We start from the raw sequence: 17894 nt of genomic DNA, 5'->3' as shown, positions 1-17894 counted from the left end.
GCGCACAAACAAGGCTGATTCAACGCAAAAATAGTCCTCTAATCCTATGGAATCGACCCCAACCACCCCCGACCGCGACCCTTATTTGTGGAAACAAGCTAAAGCCCGCGTTGCCTTTCGGATGCACTTTCGCACCTATTTAATCGTCAATGCTGGTCTTTGGCTCATCTGGGCACTCAGCAGTTTCGCCTTCCGGTCGTCGGGCAACTCCGGTTTTATCTTTCCCTGGCCCATTTTCCCGATGCTGGGCTGGGGCATTGGCCTGACCTCGCACTATTACCACGCCTTCCGGGGTAATGATGAACGTTCGCTGATTGAACGGGAATATCAGAAGCTGGCCAATAAATGAATAATGAACAATGAATAATGGGTTCGCCAAGTGACATTATTCATTGTTCATTATCCATTATTCACACCGCTACCGGGGCCTTGATGGCCGGGTGCGGAGTGTAGTTTTCGAGTGTAAAATCTTCATAAGTAAAGTCAACTACGGATTTTACCGCCGGGTTCAGGCGCATGGTGGGCAGCGGGCGGAAGTCGCGGGCGAGTTGCGTGTCGACCTGCTCTAAATGATTCAGGTATAGATGCGTGTCGCCCCCCGTCCAGATAAACTCATGCGCCGTGTAGCCGCACTCCTGAGCAATCATCATCGTTAACAGCGCATAGCTGGCAATGTTGAACGGCACGCCCAGAAATACGTCGGCGCTGCGCTGATAAAGCTGGCAGGATAATTTACTGGCTGTTTCTCCCCTCAGGAGCGGTCCGACGTTTCGGTCAGGGGGCGCCACATAGAACTGCATCAACAGATGGCACGGTGGTAATGCCATGTTGGGCACATCGGCCGGATTCCAGGCCGAGATGATCATCCGGCGCGAATCGGGCGTGTGTTTAAGCTGGCGTAAAACATCCTGCAACTGGTCAATCACCTGCCCGTTAGGCGCAGCCCAACTGCGCCATTGTTTGCCATACACAGGGCCAAGATCGCCGTTCTCGTCGGCCCACTCATCCCAGATACTGACCCCGTTGTCTTTCAGGTACTTAACGTTTGTATCGCCCCTGATGAACCACAGCAGTTCGTGAATAATGGACCGGGTATGCACTTTTTTGGTCGTCAGCAGGGGGAAGCCGTCCTGTAAATTGAAGCGCATCTGATAACCAAATACGCTGAGGGTGCCGGTGCCGGTACGGTCGGCTTTGCGGGTTCCGTGCTGGAGAATGTGACGGAGCAGATCATGATACTGTTGCATAGACAAAAGTCGTAAGTCGCCGGGCGGAAGGCAAACGTTCAGACAAAAATAAACTCGTTCATTGCAGTTGGGGCTTTACCGGGTCGGCCCATAAACAGACCCTGATTATTGGCTTATTTTAGAAAAAATAAACTTAACTTGCCGTAAAATTCATTTTTCATTAACCTCAAGTTAAAAATCTATTATCAAGTTTATGAAGAATCGTTATGTGGATTTTGCTGCAAAAGCTACGGCCGTAGTCTTGACCGCTTCGCTGGTTTTGGCTGGCTGTCAGCCAATAGCCATTGAAAGCCCGGTTTCATCAACCCGATCAGACGCAAATGCCCGACTTAATGCCGGTAAGGATTATGTTGATGGCGAACTACTGATTCAGTTTGCGGAGGGCCTTCCTGAGGATGTCAAGAAAAAACTCTTGGACAAAATTAAAGGGCAACCCATCGAGAAGATTCTGACGAGCGCCATGGAGCGTGCGGGTAAGAAAGAAGGGGTGTTGCTGGTTAAGGTAAACAAGCAAGTGCTTGACGCCATTGCCGATTTACAGAACATACCCGGCGTTGAGATTGCCGAGCCAAACTTCGTTTACACCCATGCAGCGATAGCGACAGATCCGTACTTCACTAACGGGTCGTTATGGGGTATGTATGGCCCCTCCACAACTCCAGCTAATCAATATGGCAGTAATGCAGCAGCCGCCTGGGCAACCGGCGTTACGGGGTCGGCTTCGGTGTATATCGGTGTGGTTGACGAGGGTATTCAGTACACACACCCTGAACTGGCCGGCCAGGTCTGGACCAACCCCAACGATCCGGTCAATGGAGTCGATAACGATGGCAATGGGTTGGTAGACGATACAAATGGCTGGGACTTTGCCAACAACGACCGGACAATTTATGACGGTGGCAGCCAGGGATCACTGGACGACCACGGTACGCACGTGTCGGGCACGATTGCCGGTAAAGCCAACAACGGTATCGGCATCGTTGGTATGAACTGGAACGTAACGTTAATCTCGGCCAAATTTTTGGGACGCACCGGGGGCACGACGGCCAACGCAATCAAAGCTGTAGATTACCTGACCAACCTCAAAAAACGGGGAATCAACGTGGTCGCCAGCAACAACTCCTGGGGCGGTGGTGGGTACTCCCAGGCGCTTTATGATGCCATCAGCCGAGCCAACACGGCCGGGATCCTGTTCATTGCGGCCGCCGGTAACAGTGGCACCAACAACGACACGTCGCCCAGCTACCCGGCTAATTACAACCTGCCTAACGTAATCTCCGTAGCGGCCATTAACCGGACCGGTGGGCTGGCCAGTTTCTCGCAGTATGGCGCTACCACGGTTGATCTTGGCGCACCGGGTGTCGACATCATCTCAACGACGGCATTTAACAGCGGTGAGTCCTATAGCGGCACGTCCATGGCTACCCCCCACGTGACAGGCGCAGTAGCGCTTTACGCATCCACGCATCCTGGCGCGTCGGTGGCGCAAATCAGAAATGCCATCCTGTCAAGTGCAGTACCAACGCCATCACTGGCTGGAAAAACAGTTACCGGCGGTCGCTTGGACGCCAATGCAGCTCTGTCGAAATAAACAGGCATACCTCCAGACATAGACGTGACAGGGATAGATTTTGCCTATCTCTGTCACGTTATTTTTTGAAAGCCAGTGCCTTCACGGGTTGAACCCGGTTGATAACGATTGTTGGAATCCAGAGCACCAGCGCAATCAGTAAAACGGTCGCTCCATTCAGGGCCAGAATCGTGGGCCAGTCCCAGATAATGGGCACATAACTCATGAAATAGTTTTTGGGGTCGAGTGGAATGAACTTAAACCGGTCCTGGACAAAGCAAATGCCCAGCCCAACGACGTTACCGATGAGTAGCCCCCAGCCAACCATATTCAGCCCGACATACAGAAACATGCGCCGAATCAGCGCGTTAGGGCCACCCAGCGCTTTCAGCAGGCCAATCATGGGTGTTCGCTCCATCATCAGTACCAACAGCACCGACACCATATTGAACGAGGCCACAAACGTGATCAGCGTCAGCAAAATAATCATGTTCCGGTCGAGCAGAATCATCCAGTCGAACAGTGGTCGGTACTGATCCGTTACGCGGGTCAGGCGCATGTCGGGAGCCATCACGTCGAAAATGGTGTTGGCCGTAGCGTCCAGCCGACTGAAATCGTTCACAAAAATCTCGTAGCTGCCCACCGAGTCCGGTCCCCAGCGATTTAACCGTTGAATAAGCCGGATGTCGCCCAGGGCAATGGTTTTATCGACTTCCTCCAGGCCCGTTTCATAAATACCCACCACCGTCATTTTGCGGGCGCGGGGCGTGTTCCCCAGAAAATACAGCAGCAAATTCTGACCAACCGTCACCTGCAACTGGTTGGCCATGAACTGACTCAGCAGGATTTGCGTGGAGCCGGAGCCTGTATCGGCCCCAACCGTCGGCACGGTTCCGGCTACCAGCGACCCCTGAAACAAATTCCAGTCGTAATCCGGGCCAACACCTTTCAACACCACGCCGGTTAGTTCCTCCTTTGTTTTCAGAATGCCCGCTTTCATGGCAACTGCCTGCACATGCTGAACACCCGGAATGGTGGTGCTATCGCGGTAAAGATTCGTGTTGAGGGGCAGCGCTTTTTCTTCGTAGGATAGGTTATTGCTGAACTTGCTGACCTGCAGGTGCGCGCCGAACTGGAATATTTTCTGCTGGATGGTGTCTTTAAACCCGTACAATACCGCAAAGGCGACAATCAAAATAGACAGCCCCAGGGCAATGCTGGCGATGCCAATGCGGGTCACCGTGGCCGAAAAGCTGCCCTCGGGCGCATGGCGAACTTTTCGGGCCAGAAAAACAGGAACGTTCAAAGGAAGTCGTCAGTCTAAAAAGCGATAGTCGTCAGTCAGTAGTCGTTAGCGACTAACGACTTAATACTTTGTTCTGGTGCGTAAAAGTAAGAGTTTTGCAGAACGCTATCTGTATTTTCGCCCATGACGCTACTGACAAAACTCTTTTTTGCTGGCTTTAGTCTATTTACGCTGGCCTGCCAGGCGCAAACAAGCCAGAAAGCCGCTCCGCCAATCCAGACCGGCGCCGATCAACTGGCCGTGTACCTGCCCGCTTTGCTGGGCAAACGGGTCGGCCTGGTTGTAAATCATACGTCACGCATTGGCCGCACCCATTTAGTCGACAGCCTGCTTGCGCGGGGCGTTACCATTAAAACCATTTTTGCCCCCGAACACGGTTTCCGGGGGCAGGCAACCGATGGCGAAGAAATCAGCAGCAGCCGCGACTCGCGCACAGGGATTATGATTGCCTCCCTGTATGGCGCAACTCGCAAACCCACGCCCCGGCAAATGGATTCATTAGATGTGCTGGTATTTGATATTCAGGATGTTGGCACCCGCTTTTATACCTATATCAGCACCATGCAGTATGTGATGGAAGCCTGCGCCGAAGCCAACAAACCCCTGTATGTTCTCGACCGCCCAAACCCAAACGGGCATTATGTGGACGGGCCGGTGCTGGACCCGAAATTTAAATCATTTGTGGGGCTTAACCCCATTCCCGTCGTGTATGGCCTGACCATCGGCGAACTGGCCCAGATGATCAATGGCGAAGGCTGGCTTACCGGACTGAGCAATACGCCGAAAAAAACCTGCCCGCTCACGGTGGTCCCACTCAAAAACTACACCCACCAGACGCCCTACGTACTGCCCGTGCCACCGTCGCCGAATTTGCCCAATCAGCAGGCCGTGCTGCTGTACCCGTCGCTTTGTTTTTTTGAAGGAACCGTCGTGAGCGTCGGGCGCGGGACCGACAAACAGTTTCAGGTAATTGGCTCACCCTATACCAACTACGGGCCATATACGTTCACCCCCGTCGATAAGCCCGGTGCGGTCAATCCGCCCTTGGAAGGAAAAGCCTGTTACGGGCTGGATTTATCGAAAGCCACCATCTCGAAGCAGGGCCTGATGCTCACCTACTTTTTTGATTTTTTTAAGCGGGCATCGGATAAGTCGGCGTTTTTTCTGGCCAATAATGGCATCGACCGGCTCGCCGGTACCGATCAGCTTCGGCTTCAACTGCTGGCGGGTGTTCCGGAGGCTAAGATTCGTAAAAGCTGGCAGCCCGCGCTGGATTCCTACAAACAAATCAGGAAGAAGTATTTGTTGTATCCATGAGGAAAGGTAGCAGGCGAGTGACGCCGGGTTAAGTAGCAACGTCTTAGTATAGTTGTACTTACAAACTGGTATGTTTGTATTTATTTTATACTGCAATTCTGTGAGACTACCGTTAATCGTTCTACTTTTTAGCTTACTTCGACCGCTTGCCGGCTGGGCGCAACCAGCCGTTACGCTCAATCAGTGGCCTGCTCCTTTACAACTTTACCCCCGCGATCAGACCAGTCAGTGCAGCATTGCCATTGCCGGGCGCGGGTCGGACCCGACAACAAAGTCTATCTCGCTGGTTGTCCTTAAAAATCAGAAACCTTACCAATATGCCCGTACCAACACCGACTCGCTGACCGGGCGTTTCGCGTTTACGCCCATCATCAGGGCAGAACTGAGCGAGTACAGTTTTTACCTGTTTGCCCATCGGGTCAAAAAAGGGCAGCCTGCCGCAGATTCGGTTCAGGTTGCGTTCCGCGACAGTATCGTCTGTGGCGATGTTTTTCTGATTATGGGGCAGTCCAACGCCGTCGGGCGGTTTGACGACATGGCCTACCGAAATGAATTCTGCCGCACGTTCGGGGTAAATCGGGGCGATGTCGCCTATAACCCGGCGGATACAGCCTGGTGCCTGACCAGCACCACCGAGGGCAACAACAGCCTTTGGGGGGTCGAACTCCAGCGGCTCATTAAGGAACAGCAGGGCATTCCAACGGCGGTGATTAACGGTGCCGCTGGCTCAACCTCCATCAGCGATCATGCCCGTCGGGATAGCGTCCAACCCGCTAACATGACCAGTCTGTACGGGCGGCTGCTCTACCGGGCGCAAAAAGCGGGTGTGGCCAGCCGGGCAAAGGCCCTAATCTGGCGGCAGGGCGAAGCCGAAGCCGCCAACAGCCCCGACGTGTATATCCGAACGTTTCCCCAACTGTATGGCTATTGGAAACAGGATTATACGGGTTTAAAAAAAGTTTATCATCCGCAACTCAACATCCTGACCAACGACATCAGCCGGGCGGGCGCGCTTCGTGATTTTCAACGTCGGTCGAACGTACTGTTTGGCGATAATGAACCAATAGCGACCGTTGGGTTGCCCGGCTACGAGGGGGTCCACTACAACGCAGCCGGTTATTTCCAGTTTGGGCTGGAACTTTATCGGCTCATAGCCCGCGATTTCTATGCCTCCGTGGATACCAGTAACATCCAGTCGCCCAATCTTCAGCGGTTGTTTTACAGTACACCCAGGCAGGATGAACTAACGCTGGAATTCGAGCCGGGTCAGGCGATGCAGTGGCCCGCCGATACGGTTATGACAAACCCGACTACGGGTCGGCGCTATACACAAAGTCTGTCTACGTTTATGTACACCGACTATCCTGCTGGCGAAAGTGGTCTTGTTAAGTCGGTTAGGCAACAGGGTAACCGACTGATTCTGTCGTTGACAAAACCCATTACGGCCAAACACCTGACCTACCTGCCTTCCTCCTATCAGGATAACGAACTTGGCTTTTACGCAGGTCCCCTGATTCGTAACCAACGGGGTATGCGGGCACTGACGTTCTATCAGGTTCCTATAGCCCCACCCCTGCCCATCCCGACCGACCTCCGGGCCACTCCGGTCGATACGAGCGCCATCAGGCTTACCTGGAGTAGCAAAGCAGACAGTTTAGCGCAGTGGTCCATTGAACGGGCCGACACAAATGGGATCTTTATCCCCCTGGTGCGCGTGTCCGGCTTAGTCAACGCCTATGACGATCGTCGAAAAATCAACCAGGCTAACTCGCTGCGAATCGGTCAACTATATACTTACCGGGTACGTTTGTTGAGCCGCGAAGCGGAATCCAGCTACTCACCCGTTGCGACGGCGTCATTGCAGGTCGTGCTCAAAGTCAAAGAAGGGCCAGAGCTTGAGTTATCGACCATCGACCCGACGGAGCATACCGGGGCGCTGGTCTACCCAAATCCGGCCAGCGATCAGGTGCGGGTACGCTTACCGCTCGACTGGACGGGGGATTCGGTTGCGCTAACCCTAACTAATGAAGCGGGCACGGTTGTTTTATCCCGAAATAATACAGTATCATCGGGGGCATCGTCGCTCACGTTTTCAGTTGCCACACTGCCCGTTGGCCTCTATGTGCTCGCCATGCAGTACCGAACCGGTGGCGTTCGGTGTCGGTTAATCGTGAGCCGCTGAGCGTGGGGAACAGTGGTTTTGGGAAGGGCATATCAGAAAAATGCCCTACCTTTGCATTTTAGAGACCCCTCATGGCCACCGAACAAATTCTGATTCTGGATTTTGGCTCGCAGTATACCCAACTCATTGCCCGCCGGGTGCGCGAACTGAACGTCTACTGTGAAATCCATCCCTACAACCACCTCCCAACCATCACATCGGCCGTAAAGGGCGTTATTTTGTCCGGCAGTCCCTCGTCGGTCCGCGATGCCGATGCGCCCGATGTCCATTTAGCCGCTTTCCGGCATAAACTGCCGATTCTGGGTGTGTGCTATGGCGCGCAACTGATGGCCCATACCAGTGGTGGCGAGGTGAAGGCATCGGCGATTCGCGAATATGGCCGGGCCAAATTAGGCACCGTCAATACCGCAAATCCGTTGCTGCACGGCATCGATCAGCACTCGCAGGTCTGGATGTCGCACGCCGACACGATCACGAGCGTTCCCGAAAACTTCACCATCATTGCCTCGACCGATACCGTTCGGATAGCGGCTTTTCAGGTGGATGGCGAACCAACCTACGGCATTCAGTTCCATCCCGAAGTAACCCATTCACTCCAGGGCAAAACGGTGCTCCGTAACTTCGTGGCCGATATTTGCGGATGTGCCCAGAACTGGACGGCCGAATCGTTTGTTGAAACGACCGTTACTCAGTTAAAACAGAAACTTGGGGACGATAAAGTTGTGCTGGGCCTGTCGGGCGGGGTCGATTCGTCGGTGGCCGCTACGCTGATTCACCAGGCTATCGGCAAGAACCTGTACTGCATTTTTGTGGATAACGGCGTGTTGCGAAAAGACGAGTTTTCGGGCGTGCTGGAGTCCTATAAGACCCTGGGGCTGAACGTAAAAGGTGTTGATGCCAAAGATCAGTTCTATGCCGCGCTCACTGGCCTCACCGACCCCGAAGCCAAGCGCAAAGCCATTGGCCGAACCTTCATTGAGGTGTTCGACCACGAAGCGCACCTGATCGAGGGGGTGTCGTGGCTGGGACAGGGAACCATTTATCCCGATGTCATCGAATCGGTATCGGTGAAAGGCCCGTCGGCCACCATTAAGTCGCACCACAACGTGGGAGGGCTGCCCGATTTCATGAAACTGAAAGTAGTGGAGCCGCTTAATACACTCTTTAAAGATGAAGTACGGGCAGTGGGCCGAACGTTAGGCCTACCCGAAACGATTCTGGGTCGTCACCCGTTTCCTGGGCCTGGGTTGGCCATTCGGATTCTGGGCGACATCACGCCCGAAAAAGTGGCCATTCTGCAACAGGTCGACGCGCTGTTCATTGACGGCCTGAAGCGGGAAGGGCTGTATGACAAAGTGTGGCAGGCCGGAGCAATGCTTCTGCCGGTGCAATCGGTGGGGGTTATGGGCGACGAGCGTACCTACGAGCGCGTGGTGGCGCTGCGTGCCGTAACCAGCGTGGATGGTATGACTGCCGACTGGGCGCACCTGCCCTACGAATTTCTGGCCGATATTTCCAATGAAATCATCAACCGGGTGAAGGGTGTCAACCGCGTCGTGTATGATATTTCTTCCAAACCACCCGCCACCATTGAGTGGGAGTAAGCCTTCGTTTCACAAATTGACTCCGCTAATCTATTCAGAGCGCAGGGATTTCACCGGGTTCATCAGGGCGGCTTTGATGGTCTGGTAACTCACCGTCAGTAAAGCAATACCTAACACCAGCAGTGCCGATCCGGCAAACATCCACCATTCCATGGCGATGCGGTAGGCGAAACTCTGCAACCACCGACGCATGATATACCAGGCTATAGGCGTGGCAATTACGCTGGCCAGTACGATCAATTTCAGAAAGTCCTGGGATAACATGACAGCAAGGCCATTGACGGTAGCACCCAATACTTTTCGGATGCCGATCTCTTTGGTTTTTTGAGACGTTGAGTAGGCAAGCAGCCCGTATAAGCCCAGACAGGCAATCACCAGCGACAGGATGGAAAAGACCAGAATGATGCTTGAGAACCGTTCTTCGGCCCGGTATTGCTCGCCCAGTTGCTCATCGGCAAACGCATAGTCAAACAACGCCACCGGAAAATGGGTGGCCCATACGTCCTTAAGAACCCGCAGACTCTGACCCGCTTTTTCCGGGTCGATCTTTACCGCAATTCGCGAAAAATAACCGTCCCGTGGCGATAGTGCCAGCGGCTCAATGGTATGTTGCAGGGAACTGACGTGAAAATCGCGCACCACCCCAACAACGGTGCCGGGCCGGTTATCCAGTTTAAAAGGCTTGCCGATGGCTGCTTCGGCACCTTTCCAGCCTGCTTTTCTTACGGCCGTTTCATTCAGGATAATCTGCCCGATGGTATCGCCGGTTTCCCGGAGCGTCACGTTTTTCCCCGCGATCAGTTTTACGCCATGAACCGCCAGATAGTCGGCATCGATGCCAAGCCGCGCCGTCATGAGCGATATTGGTTTGCCATGGCGGTCGGTGGTTTCCCCGCTACCGGTTTCCAGTCCTGACCGGGACGCAGCAACGCCATCAATCAGCGGGTTGGCCAGTAATTCGTTCTTAAACGCTGGGTAACCCTGCACAACATCCGCATTGCCATTGTGGCGTAAAAATAGCAGCGCGTCTTTGTTGTACCCCAGGTCCTTGTGTTTGATGTAGATCATTTGCGCGTAAATAATCACAATGCTGGTGATCAGGATCAGGGTAATGACAAACTGCGATACGACAAGGAATTGGCGCAAAACGACGCCTTTCGTACCTGATTTAAACGTCCCTTTTAACGTACTGACCGGTTTAAAATTGGCCAGTATAAAGGCCGGATACATGCCCGCCAGCATACCCAGAAACAGACTGATGCCCGCCAGGAAAAGCAGTAATAACGGGGATGAAAACAGGGAAAGCTCTTTATCGGTAATCTGGTAAACGAAGGGTTGCAGGAAAGCCGAAACCAACATCGATAGCACGAAGGCAATCAGGGCGATACAGACTGATTCGGATAAATACTGAACGATTAATTGTGATTTAAGCACCCCCACTACTTTTTTGATGCCCACTTCTTTGGCTCGACCCGCCGACCTGGCCGTGGCCAGATTCGTGTAATTAACTCCGGCCAGCAATAAAATAAACAGGCCGATGGTCGAGAAAATAGACACCTGACCCTTGGTGGCGTTGGCGGTGATCTCATTGGCTAAGTGCGAGGAGAGATGAATGTCGCCTAAAGGTTGTAGTTTCCCTAAATTGACAGCTTGCCCGGCAGTCAACTGTTGGCCGGTATGGTGGGCGTAGAACGGCGCAAGTTTTCGGGCTAAGGCGTTGCAGTCAACGCCTTTTCGGAGCAACGCATACGTATAATAGCGAAGATCGGCCCAGCCCCCGGCGGTTAGAATAGCTGGTCTGGTAACCTCGATGGTTTTAAACGAACCCAGCATGGCAAAGGTAAAGTGGGCGTTTCGGGGCGGGTCAGGCATGACACCGGTTACGTTATAGCTGGCTCCTTTACCCGTACTGTCATACATATAAATCAAGAGCGATTGCCCCATCGGATCAGCATTTCCGAAGTACTTTTTGGCCGTTGATTCGGTCAGAATAATCGAGTAGGGTTCGGTTAAGGCGGTGGCGACGTTGCCGCTGGTTAAGCTATAGCTGAATACGTCGAAGAACGACGGATCGGTCAGAATAATGCCGGGTTGCAGCGTCTGCTGGTTGTCATGCTGCACAATTTCCTCCCGCCTGTCTAAGCGAACGGTATTTTCCACTTCCTCATAATCGTGCCGTAAGGCTATTGCCAGCGGAGCGCCGGTTCTTGCTGATTCAATCAGGCCGGATTCGGTCTTTTTTGTCGTTGTCAACCGAACAATCCGCTCGTAGTGCTGATTGAACTGATCGTAGCTTAGCTCATCCTGGACCCAGAGGGCAATAAAGGCAAAGCAGGTCAACCCGGCGCACAGGCCAAAAATGGTGATAAAGGAATAGACTTTGTTTTGAGCCAGATTCCGAAAAGCAATTTTGACATAGTTGCGTATCATAGCAGGTTGCAGGCTTGAGGTGGTTCGGCCGGTTCGCCGGAGCGATTCCGATTGCTGATAATCGTCTTGTTGTCGTTGTCGGCATAGCACAAGGGGCGGCAATACTGCTCCGACGGCCCGGCGACACCACATTGAGCACGTAACGCCATGGACAATGACCGTCCCTGAACAGACACCAAATCAAATCGAAGGTTGCTCAATGAGACAGGAAGTTTTGGCATGACTTTATTCGCACGAATTACACAATTGGGCTATCCGGCACGACTTCCTGATCCAGGCCACAGGTTTCCATAAATTCATTCGTGAACACGGCCCGGCTGGGCGCATCCAGAACATAATGCCGGGCCGCAAGCCAGGCATCCACACGGGCATCCGTGTACATCTGCCGCACCCGGCTGGCAGTGAGACCGAAGTTGACTTTGCCCCAGTGCATGGTGAAGGGAATACCCAGCGCGTCGAGCCGATTCCAGGCCCGCTCCAGAAATTGGCGGGTCAATAGGGCGTCAACGCCATCCAGTTCAAGTACACAGGTTATTGGAAACCGGGTGAAGCCCAGCGTTGCCGGGGTTTGCTTTACCCAGCGCATAGCCATCACGCCCGGATAAGCCGTCTGTTTGTTCAGGGCCACCATTTCTTCCAGCGCCTGGGGGCTGTCTGTTGCATTGAGGCCGATAGCCGCACTGGACGCTTTGCCCCGGATGTTGGTGTTACCAAAAAAATCGCTCATCGTGCCCACCCACCCGTCGGTGTTCTCCAGGGCAAGTGGATAAAGTGCATTCACCAGTGTGGGTACGTGCTTTCGCGGGGTAAGTTTATCGAGTAAGGTCTGAATCAGCCCCATTGTGTCGTCGCCGTAGGTAAAGCCGGGCTTCAGGGGAGGTGGCTGTGTACCAGGGGGTTTCGTTCGGTGTTTATAGAGGATTCGGGTGAAAAGCCCCCGCGTTGAGTCGACCCCGGTCAGGTCGACCTGGTGGGGATTGAAAATCAGTTGAAAGTGGTAAGGCTGGGCGTCCGGGGTGGCAGGGGGCAGGTTCAACAAACTACCAAGACCCGAAAAATCGCAATCGGTCATGGCTTTTTTCAGGCTGTTGGTGTAGGGAACACTCGTCATACTGTAGGATTTGAGCCAGAACAAATCCGTGATTTCGAGCATAATGCCGTGAATAAAACCAAACGAGCCAAAACTAACAATAGCCGCATTGAACAGATCATCGTCGCGGATAACCTCCGTTACATCAAGCAAATCGGTGAATTGGCCAGAGACGACCGGATACGACGCCCGCTCGATCCAAACGTGCCGGTTGGGGCCGCAAACGAGGTGCAGCCCAACAACAGAATCGTGTACCGAACCAACGTTGAAGGCGGCCCCATGGGTGCCCGTCGAGGTAGCTCCGGCAATCGTCTGGCCATTACTGGCTCCGGAGGCCAGAATGGATTTGTTGCGGGCTTCGAGCAACTGCTCCAAAATATGAATGGTAATGCCACATTCGGCAAAAAACAGGTTATCTGCCGATTTGCCCGCATTCAGATAGGCTGGTGCCACCGATGTTTTTCGTATGGCGAAGGTTTGCATGAGAGCATCGGTATCCACCATGCCGCCGTTGGTAACGCCCACTTTGGCAAACGACCAGTTTTTGCCGATGGCCCGCAGGCGAAGGTTGTTGTCGATGCCGTGTTGGATGAGCCATTGAAAATTAGCCGTTGTTTGCCGGTACTCCGACTTGCTATCGGGCAGCCCGGCTGGAATGGTCAGTTTAAACGACGCATCAGGCGTTAAGGGCTGGGTAAAATTCTCATGACGGTTGGTTAGTTCAACTACCGGCACTCGCTGAAGTCCATTGGGTAGGCTCATGGTAAGGAAGGTTTTTGGATAGGGCCAGTCAGAGCGAATCCGTTGGCGGCACAAAAGGCGCACAGCACCACTGCACCCGCCGTTTGTTGACAATGCCCAGCGTAACCGTTGCCAGCAGGTAATGCCCGAATGTCGATTTCACCGTGACACCATTGAGGTGATTAAAACGAGGGTCGCAGGGTGGTTTGGTGTCGGCAGGCTGCTTCAGTCCCCAGAAATAAGCCGTGGTTGTCTCCTGTGTGTAGGTGACATTGGCGGGGGTGTTGCAGTCGGGTTCGGTAAAAACCCGGGTGGTCATACAGCCGGAGACGACGGATAGTCCGAGTAGTAGACACAGCCGCAAGCAGAGGTAGCGGGCGGGCGTGAGCCGGGTGGCAGGCAGGTTCGGCATCATGGCTAAACAGGGAAGGTGGGTAAAAGATACTCGAATTAGCAATACAACGTGTAACGCATTGATTGACCGGTAGGCAGGCACAAAATGGGGCAAGGCCCTCGCCAGATTGGCGAGGGCCTTGCCCCATTGAAAAAACCAGTAATTAATTAGTTAGCTACGAGCAAGTCATGTGTAAATACGACTAACCTGCTAACCACTCAACTGGTAATAATCTGTCAGCTTAATTAAATTTCAGTGCGTTTTCGGCATCATTGATGCCCGATTTGGCTGCATCGGCTGTGTCATCAACGGTGCTGTTGTAATCGGCTTTCGCCTGGTCCTGGTTGTAAGTCGACTTCGCCTTGTTTTTAAACTGGTCCGCTTTGCGTTCCGCCTGACCGGCAAATTCATTCGCTTTCGCTTCGGCATTGCCTACCAGCTTATCGACCTGCGATTTCACCGAAGCAACACCCTCTTCCCATTGATCCTGCAGGTCGTTTGCCTGCTTAGTTAATTTGTCGCGGGTTTCTTTACCAGAACGGGGCGCTGTCAGGTAACCAATAGCTAAGCCCGTCAATACTCCTTTCAAAAAGCTCATGATCGTGTATAGTTTGAATTCGTTTTTGGGATCACTTACTCACTCTAAAAATTGTGCCATACTCTATAATCTTCAGCTAACATATTGATTTTCAAACTACTATAGTTTTAACGATAATGTATAAATGGAGCAAACAGGTAATCAATGAGTATTTTCTTCTACAGGATAGTGGCTCCTGGTGGGCAAGTTAACGAGGCTCTTTGTGCCGGGCCGATACCGTAAAAAGCCTGCAGGTGCCCTAAAATAAAAAATACACTAATTATAGAACAAATAGGCCAATATCCTCTTTAACTAAGGGCAGCATGGCAAACACCAGACAGGACCCTGGTTCTCATCAATGCTGACCCGATGAACAACACGATGAACACCGACCGTCAATCGAACGAACCAGCACGACAGCCAACAACTACCCTCACCCGGACGGAACCAGTCATTATTCCGGTTATCGAGGAGCAGGTGCAGGTTGGTAAAAAGCTGATTGAAACGGGTGTGGTTCGCATTGCCAAACGGGTAATTGAGGAACCGCAGACGGTTGATATACCCGTTTTCCGGGAAGAAGTTACGGTTGAACACATTGCCGTTTATCAGTATGTCGATGAGGCTCCGGCTGTTCGCTACGAGGGCGAAACAATGATCATTCCGGTGTTGCGCGAAGTGTTGGTGACTGAGAAACGGCTCCTGCTGATTGAGGAAGTACACGTTACCAAACGGCACATCACCGACCAGGAAACGCAGGAAGTGATGCTCCGAAAAGAAGAAATAACCGTGGAGCGGAGTGAGCCTAATGACGAACGTTCGGCCTGAAAAGGCCTCGTTATAAATCAATTTTGTTAAACTAAATTCTCAACGCTTAACTCAGTAGTACCATGGCACAACAAACAGTAGTTGGCATTTTCGACAGCGCAGCCGAAGCACAGCAGGCAGTAGACGAATTAGTTGACGCAGGTTTCTCGCGGAGCGACATTGACGTCACAACGAACAGCAACACAGGTGGGACCTATTCCGCTGATGGCTCGGCAAGTATTCCGGATCGGCACACCAATACATCCGGCACAATGGCAGAAGAAGTTGTTGATGATACTAAAGATGTGGGCGACAGCATCGGTAACTTTTTTAAATCGCTGTTTGGCGGTGGCGACGATGACGACGATAACTACAAAAAACACGCCGAAGTTGGTCGCCGTGGATCGGTCGTAACCGTTCATGCTCAATCGGATGACGAAGCGGAACGGGCCGCCGATATTCTCGATGACAACGGTGCCGTTGACGTCGACGAAAAAGCTACCCAATATGGCTACGGCAGCGCAATAAGTGGCAACGATACAATTAGTGGCAGTGGCGCTTATGCCGACACGACGAATTACACCGATACGACAAACCGCGACCTGCCAACCGATACGGACCAAACGATCAGGGTAATTCAGGAAAATCTGGAAGTAGGCAAGCGCGAAGTAGAAACGGGGGGTGTTCGGGTGCGTAGCCGCATCGTTGAGCGGCCCGTTGAGGAAAGCCTGCGTCTGCGTGAAGAGCGGGTTACCGTTCAGCGGAATCCCGTTAACCGGCCCGCAACAGACGCCGATCTGAACGCGTTTCAGGAGGGGCAAATTGAACTGACCGAACACGCCGAAGTACCGGTTGTGTCGAAAACGGCTAATGTCGTTGAAGAAATTTCGGTCGGCAAAGAGGTAAACGAACGAGTAGAAACGGTTCGGGATACCGTTCGCAACACGGAGGTCGATGTCGAAAACCTCGGCAACACGGGTACAACAACCGATCAGTCGGTGACGCGGGACGGAACCGATTACAACGATGATCTAACTACAACCTCTACCAACCGGTAGGCTACAGGCGACGTTCATAAAAAACGCTGGTTCTGCACACAGAACCAGCGTTTTTTTATTCACCCCAACCCCTCGCCCCCTGGGCGGTCCGCCGGTGCGGGAGGGGTTATAAAGGCAGTTTGTGAGCCCCTCGCCCCCTGGGAGAGGGGTTGGGTGAGGGGAATCCTACCGATTTTCGGCGAGCACCTGCCGAATGTCGTCAATGATCTTACCCGCGAGGTGGTCGGCCGTGGCCAGCGTATCCGATTCAGAATAGATACGGATAATAGGCTCCGTATTCGACTTACGCAGATGAACCCACTCCTTGTCAAATTCAATTTTTACCCCATCGATGGTATTAATGGGATTACGGGCATATTTGGCCTGAATCCGCGCTAATACAGCATCGACGTTAATGTCGGGAGTTAATTCAATCTTATTTTTAGAGATGTAATAGTTCGGGTAAGTCCGGCGCAGCATGGAAATCGACTTGCCCGACTTAGCCAGATGCGTCAGGAATAACGCAATGCCAACCAGCGCGTCGCGCCCATAATGCAGCTCGGGGTAAATAACGCCCCCATTGCCTTCGCCCCCAATAACGGCCTTCTTCTCTTTCATCATTTGCACCACATTGACCTCCCCCACCGCCGACGCAAAGTGCTGACCGCCGTGTTTCAGGGTCACATCGCGAAGGGCAATCGTGCTCGACATATTTGAAACGGTATTCCCGCCCGGACTACTCTTCAGCACGTAATCGGCAACAGCCACTAAGGTGTATTCTTCACCAAAGGTTGAGCCATCCTCACAAATCAGCGCCAGCCGGTCAACGTCGGGATCGACCACAATGCCCAGGTCAGCGTTACCCTTCTCCATTTCTTTGATAATGTCGCGGAGATTTTCGGGCAGTGGTTCCGGATTATGGGCAAACTGGCCGGTCGGTTCGCAATGTAGTTTGGTAATGTGCTCAACGCCCAGCGCTTCCAGCAGCATCGGTACGGCCAGGCCACCGGTTGAGTTGACGGCATCGACAACCACCCGGAAATTTCGGGCGGCAATGGCTTCCCGATCAACGAGCGGCAGGGCCAGAATCAGGTCGATGTGTTTTTGCAGCCAGGTCGCATCGGCGCGGTATTGGCCTAATTTACGGACTTCGGCAAACTCGAACGATTCGGCATCGGCTATGGCCAGCACTTCGGCGCCATCCTGAGCCGAAATAAATTCACCGGCTTCGTTGAGCAGTTTAAGGGCGTTCCACTGAATCGGGTTATGACTGGCCGTCAGGATTATCCCCCCGGCGGCCTGTTCGGCAGGCACGGCCAGTTCTACGGTTGGCGTCGTTGACAGGCCCAGATCGATGACAGTCAGGCCCAGACCCTGTAACGTAGCGGAAACTAATTTGGAGACCATCTCGCCGGATAGCCGCCCGTCGCGGCCAATCACAATCGTTTGGCGTTCGGGCGTGCGCTGCCGAAGCCATTGGCCAAAGGCAGCAGTAAACTTTACGACATCCAATGGTGTCAGCCCGTTTCCGCTGCGCCCCCCAATCGTTCCTCGAATGCCGGAAATAGACTTAATTAATGCCACGTTATGGGTTT

At 53.1% G+C, this 17894-nt stretch carries 15 protein-coding genes; 7 read left to right on the top strand and 8 right to left on the bottom strand.

The window, feature by feature from the left end; all coding sequences use genetic code 11:
- Window positions 1-46: 46 nt before the first annotated feature.
- Window positions 47-349, top strand: a complete 303-nt coding sequence (locus tag ACYVI1_RS23115; RefSeq protein ID WP_460913214.1) for a 2TM domain-containing protein — start codon at window positions 47-49, stop codon at window positions 347-349.
- Between the two features lie 61 nt (window positions 350-410).
- On the opposite strand, the gene ACYVI1_RS23110 is transcribed toward ACYVI1_RS23115, so the two are convergent.
- On the bottom strand, window positions 411-1247 hold the full coding sequence (locus ACYVI1_RS23110; RefSeq protein ID WP_460913213.1) for a thymidylate synthase: 837 nt from the start codon (window positions 1245-1247) through the stop codon (window positions 411-413).
- Between the two features lie 193 nt (window positions 1248-1440).
- Here ACYVI1_RS23110 and ACYVI1_RS23105 point away from each other — a divergent pair, with 193 nt between their 5' ends.
- A complete protein-coding gene (locus tag ACYVI1_RS23105; protein WP_460913212.1) occupies window positions 1441-2838 on the top strand; it encodes a S8 family peptidase in 1398 nt (465 codons plus the stop codon).
- A 58-nt stretch (window positions 2839-2896) separates the two neighbouring features.
- Here ACYVI1_RS23105 and ACYVI1_RS23100 read toward each other — a convergent pair whose 3' ends face one another.
- Window positions 2897-4123: an ABC transporter permease gene (locus tag ACYVI1_RS23100; RefSeq protein WP_460913211.1), complete on the bottom strand. Its 1227-nt coding sequence runs from the start codon at window positions 4121-4123 to the stop codon at window positions 2897-2899.
- 123 nt (window positions 4124-4246) lie between these two features.
- On the opposite strand from ACYVI1_RS23100, the gene ACYVI1_RS23095 reads away from it, so the two are divergent.
- The 3 genes from ACYVI1_RS23095 to guaA all read left to right on the top strand — a co-directional run bounded on the left by ACYVI1_RS23095 (window position 4247) and on the right by guaA (window position 9226).
- Window positions 4247-5440, top strand: coding sequence for an exo-beta-N-acetylmuramidase NamZ family protein (locus tag ACYVI1_RS23095; protein WP_460913210.1), 1194 nt, complete (start codon window positions 4247-4249; stop codon window positions 5438-5440).
- Window positions 5441-5540: 100 nt separating this feature from the next.
- Window positions 5541-7622, top strand: a complete 2082-nt coding sequence (locus ACYVI1_RS23090) for a sialate O-acetylesterase (RefSeq protein ID WP_460913208.1) — start codon at window positions 5541-5543, stop codon at window positions 7620-7622.
- 71 nt (window positions 7623-7693) lie between these two features.
- Window positions 7694-9226, top strand: coding sequence for a glutamine-hydrolyzing GMP synthase (gene guaA, locus ACYVI1_RS23085; RefSeq protein ID WP_460913207.1), 1533 nt, complete (start codon window positions 7694-7696; stop codon window positions 9224-9226).
- A gap of 30 nt (window positions 9227-9256) precedes the next feature.
- Here the strand turns inward: guaA and ACYVI1_RS23080 are convergent, their stop codons facing one another.
- The 5 genes from ACYVI1_RS23080 to ACYVI1_RS23060 all read right to left on the bottom strand — a co-directional run bounded on the left by ACYVI1_RS23080 (window position 9257) and on the right by ACYVI1_RS23060 (window position 14479).
- Entirely contained in the window at window positions 9257-11656 is a 2400-nt protein-coding gene (locus ACYVI1_RS23080) for an ABC transporter permease (RefSeq protein ID WP_460913206.1), read from the bottom strand.
- Window positions 11653-11877, bottom strand: coding sequence for a hypothetical protein (locus ACYVI1_RS23075; protein WP_460913205.1), 225 nt, complete (start codon window positions 11875-11877; stop codon window positions 11653-11655). Before ACYVI1_RS23075 ends, ACYVI1_RS23080 begins: the two co-directional genes overlap by 4 nt.
- Window positions 11878-11894: 17 nt before the next feature.
- Window positions 11895-13508 (bottom strand): FAD-binding protein, encoded by a 1614-nt coding sequence (locus tag ACYVI1_RS23070; RefSeq protein ID WP_460913204.1) that lies wholly within the window; start codon window positions 13506-13508, stop codon window positions 11895-11897.
- A 28-nt stretch (window positions 13509-13536) separates the two neighbouring features.
- Window positions 13537-13902 (bottom strand): hypothetical protein, encoded by a 366-nt coding sequence (locus ACYVI1_RS23065; protein ID WP_460913203.1) that lies wholly within the window; start codon window positions 13900-13902, stop codon window positions 13537-13539.
- A 220-nt stretch (window positions 13903-14122) separates the two neighbouring features.
- On the bottom strand, window positions 14123-14479 hold the full coding sequence (locus ACYVI1_RS23060; RefSeq protein ID WP_460913202.1) for a YtxH domain-containing protein: 357 nt from the start codon (window positions 14477-14479) through the stop codon (window positions 14123-14125).
- Between the two features lie 348 nt (window positions 14480-14827).
- Here ACYVI1_RS23060 and ACYVI1_RS23055 point away from each other — a divergent pair, with 348 nt between their 5' ends.
- Both ACYVI1_RS23055 and ACYVI1_RS23050 read left to right on the top strand, forming a co-directional pair.
- Complete coding sequence (locus ACYVI1_RS23055; RefSeq protein WP_460913201.1) at window positions 14828-15283, top strand: YsnF/AvaK domain-containing protein; 456 nt, start codon at window positions 14828-14830, stop codon at window positions 15281-15283.
- A gap of 62 nt (window positions 15284-15345) precedes the next feature.
- Window positions 15346-16320 carry a DUF2382 domain-containing protein gene (locus tag ACYVI1_RS23050; RefSeq protein ID WP_460913200.1) on the top strand — a complete coding sequence of 325 codons (975 nt, stop codon included), beginning with the start codon at window positions 15346-15348 and terminating at the stop codon, window positions 16318-16320.
- A 165-nt stretch (window positions 16321-16485) separates the two neighbouring features.
- Here ACYVI1_RS23050 and glmM read toward each other — a convergent pair whose 3' ends face one another.
- Window positions 16486-17883 carry a phosphoglucosamine mutase gene (gene glmM / locus ACYVI1_RS23045; protein ID WP_460913199.1) on the bottom strand — a complete coding sequence of 466 codons (1398 nt, stop codon included), beginning with the start codon at window positions 17881-17883 and terminating at the stop codon, window positions 16486-16488.
- Window positions 17884-17894: the final 11 nt, after the last annotated feature.

This window comes from Spirosoma areae, assembly GCF_054781775.1.
The sequence above is the reverse complement of the archived record's forward strand: the minus strand, read 5'-3'. Positions and strand labels throughout refer to the sequence as shown.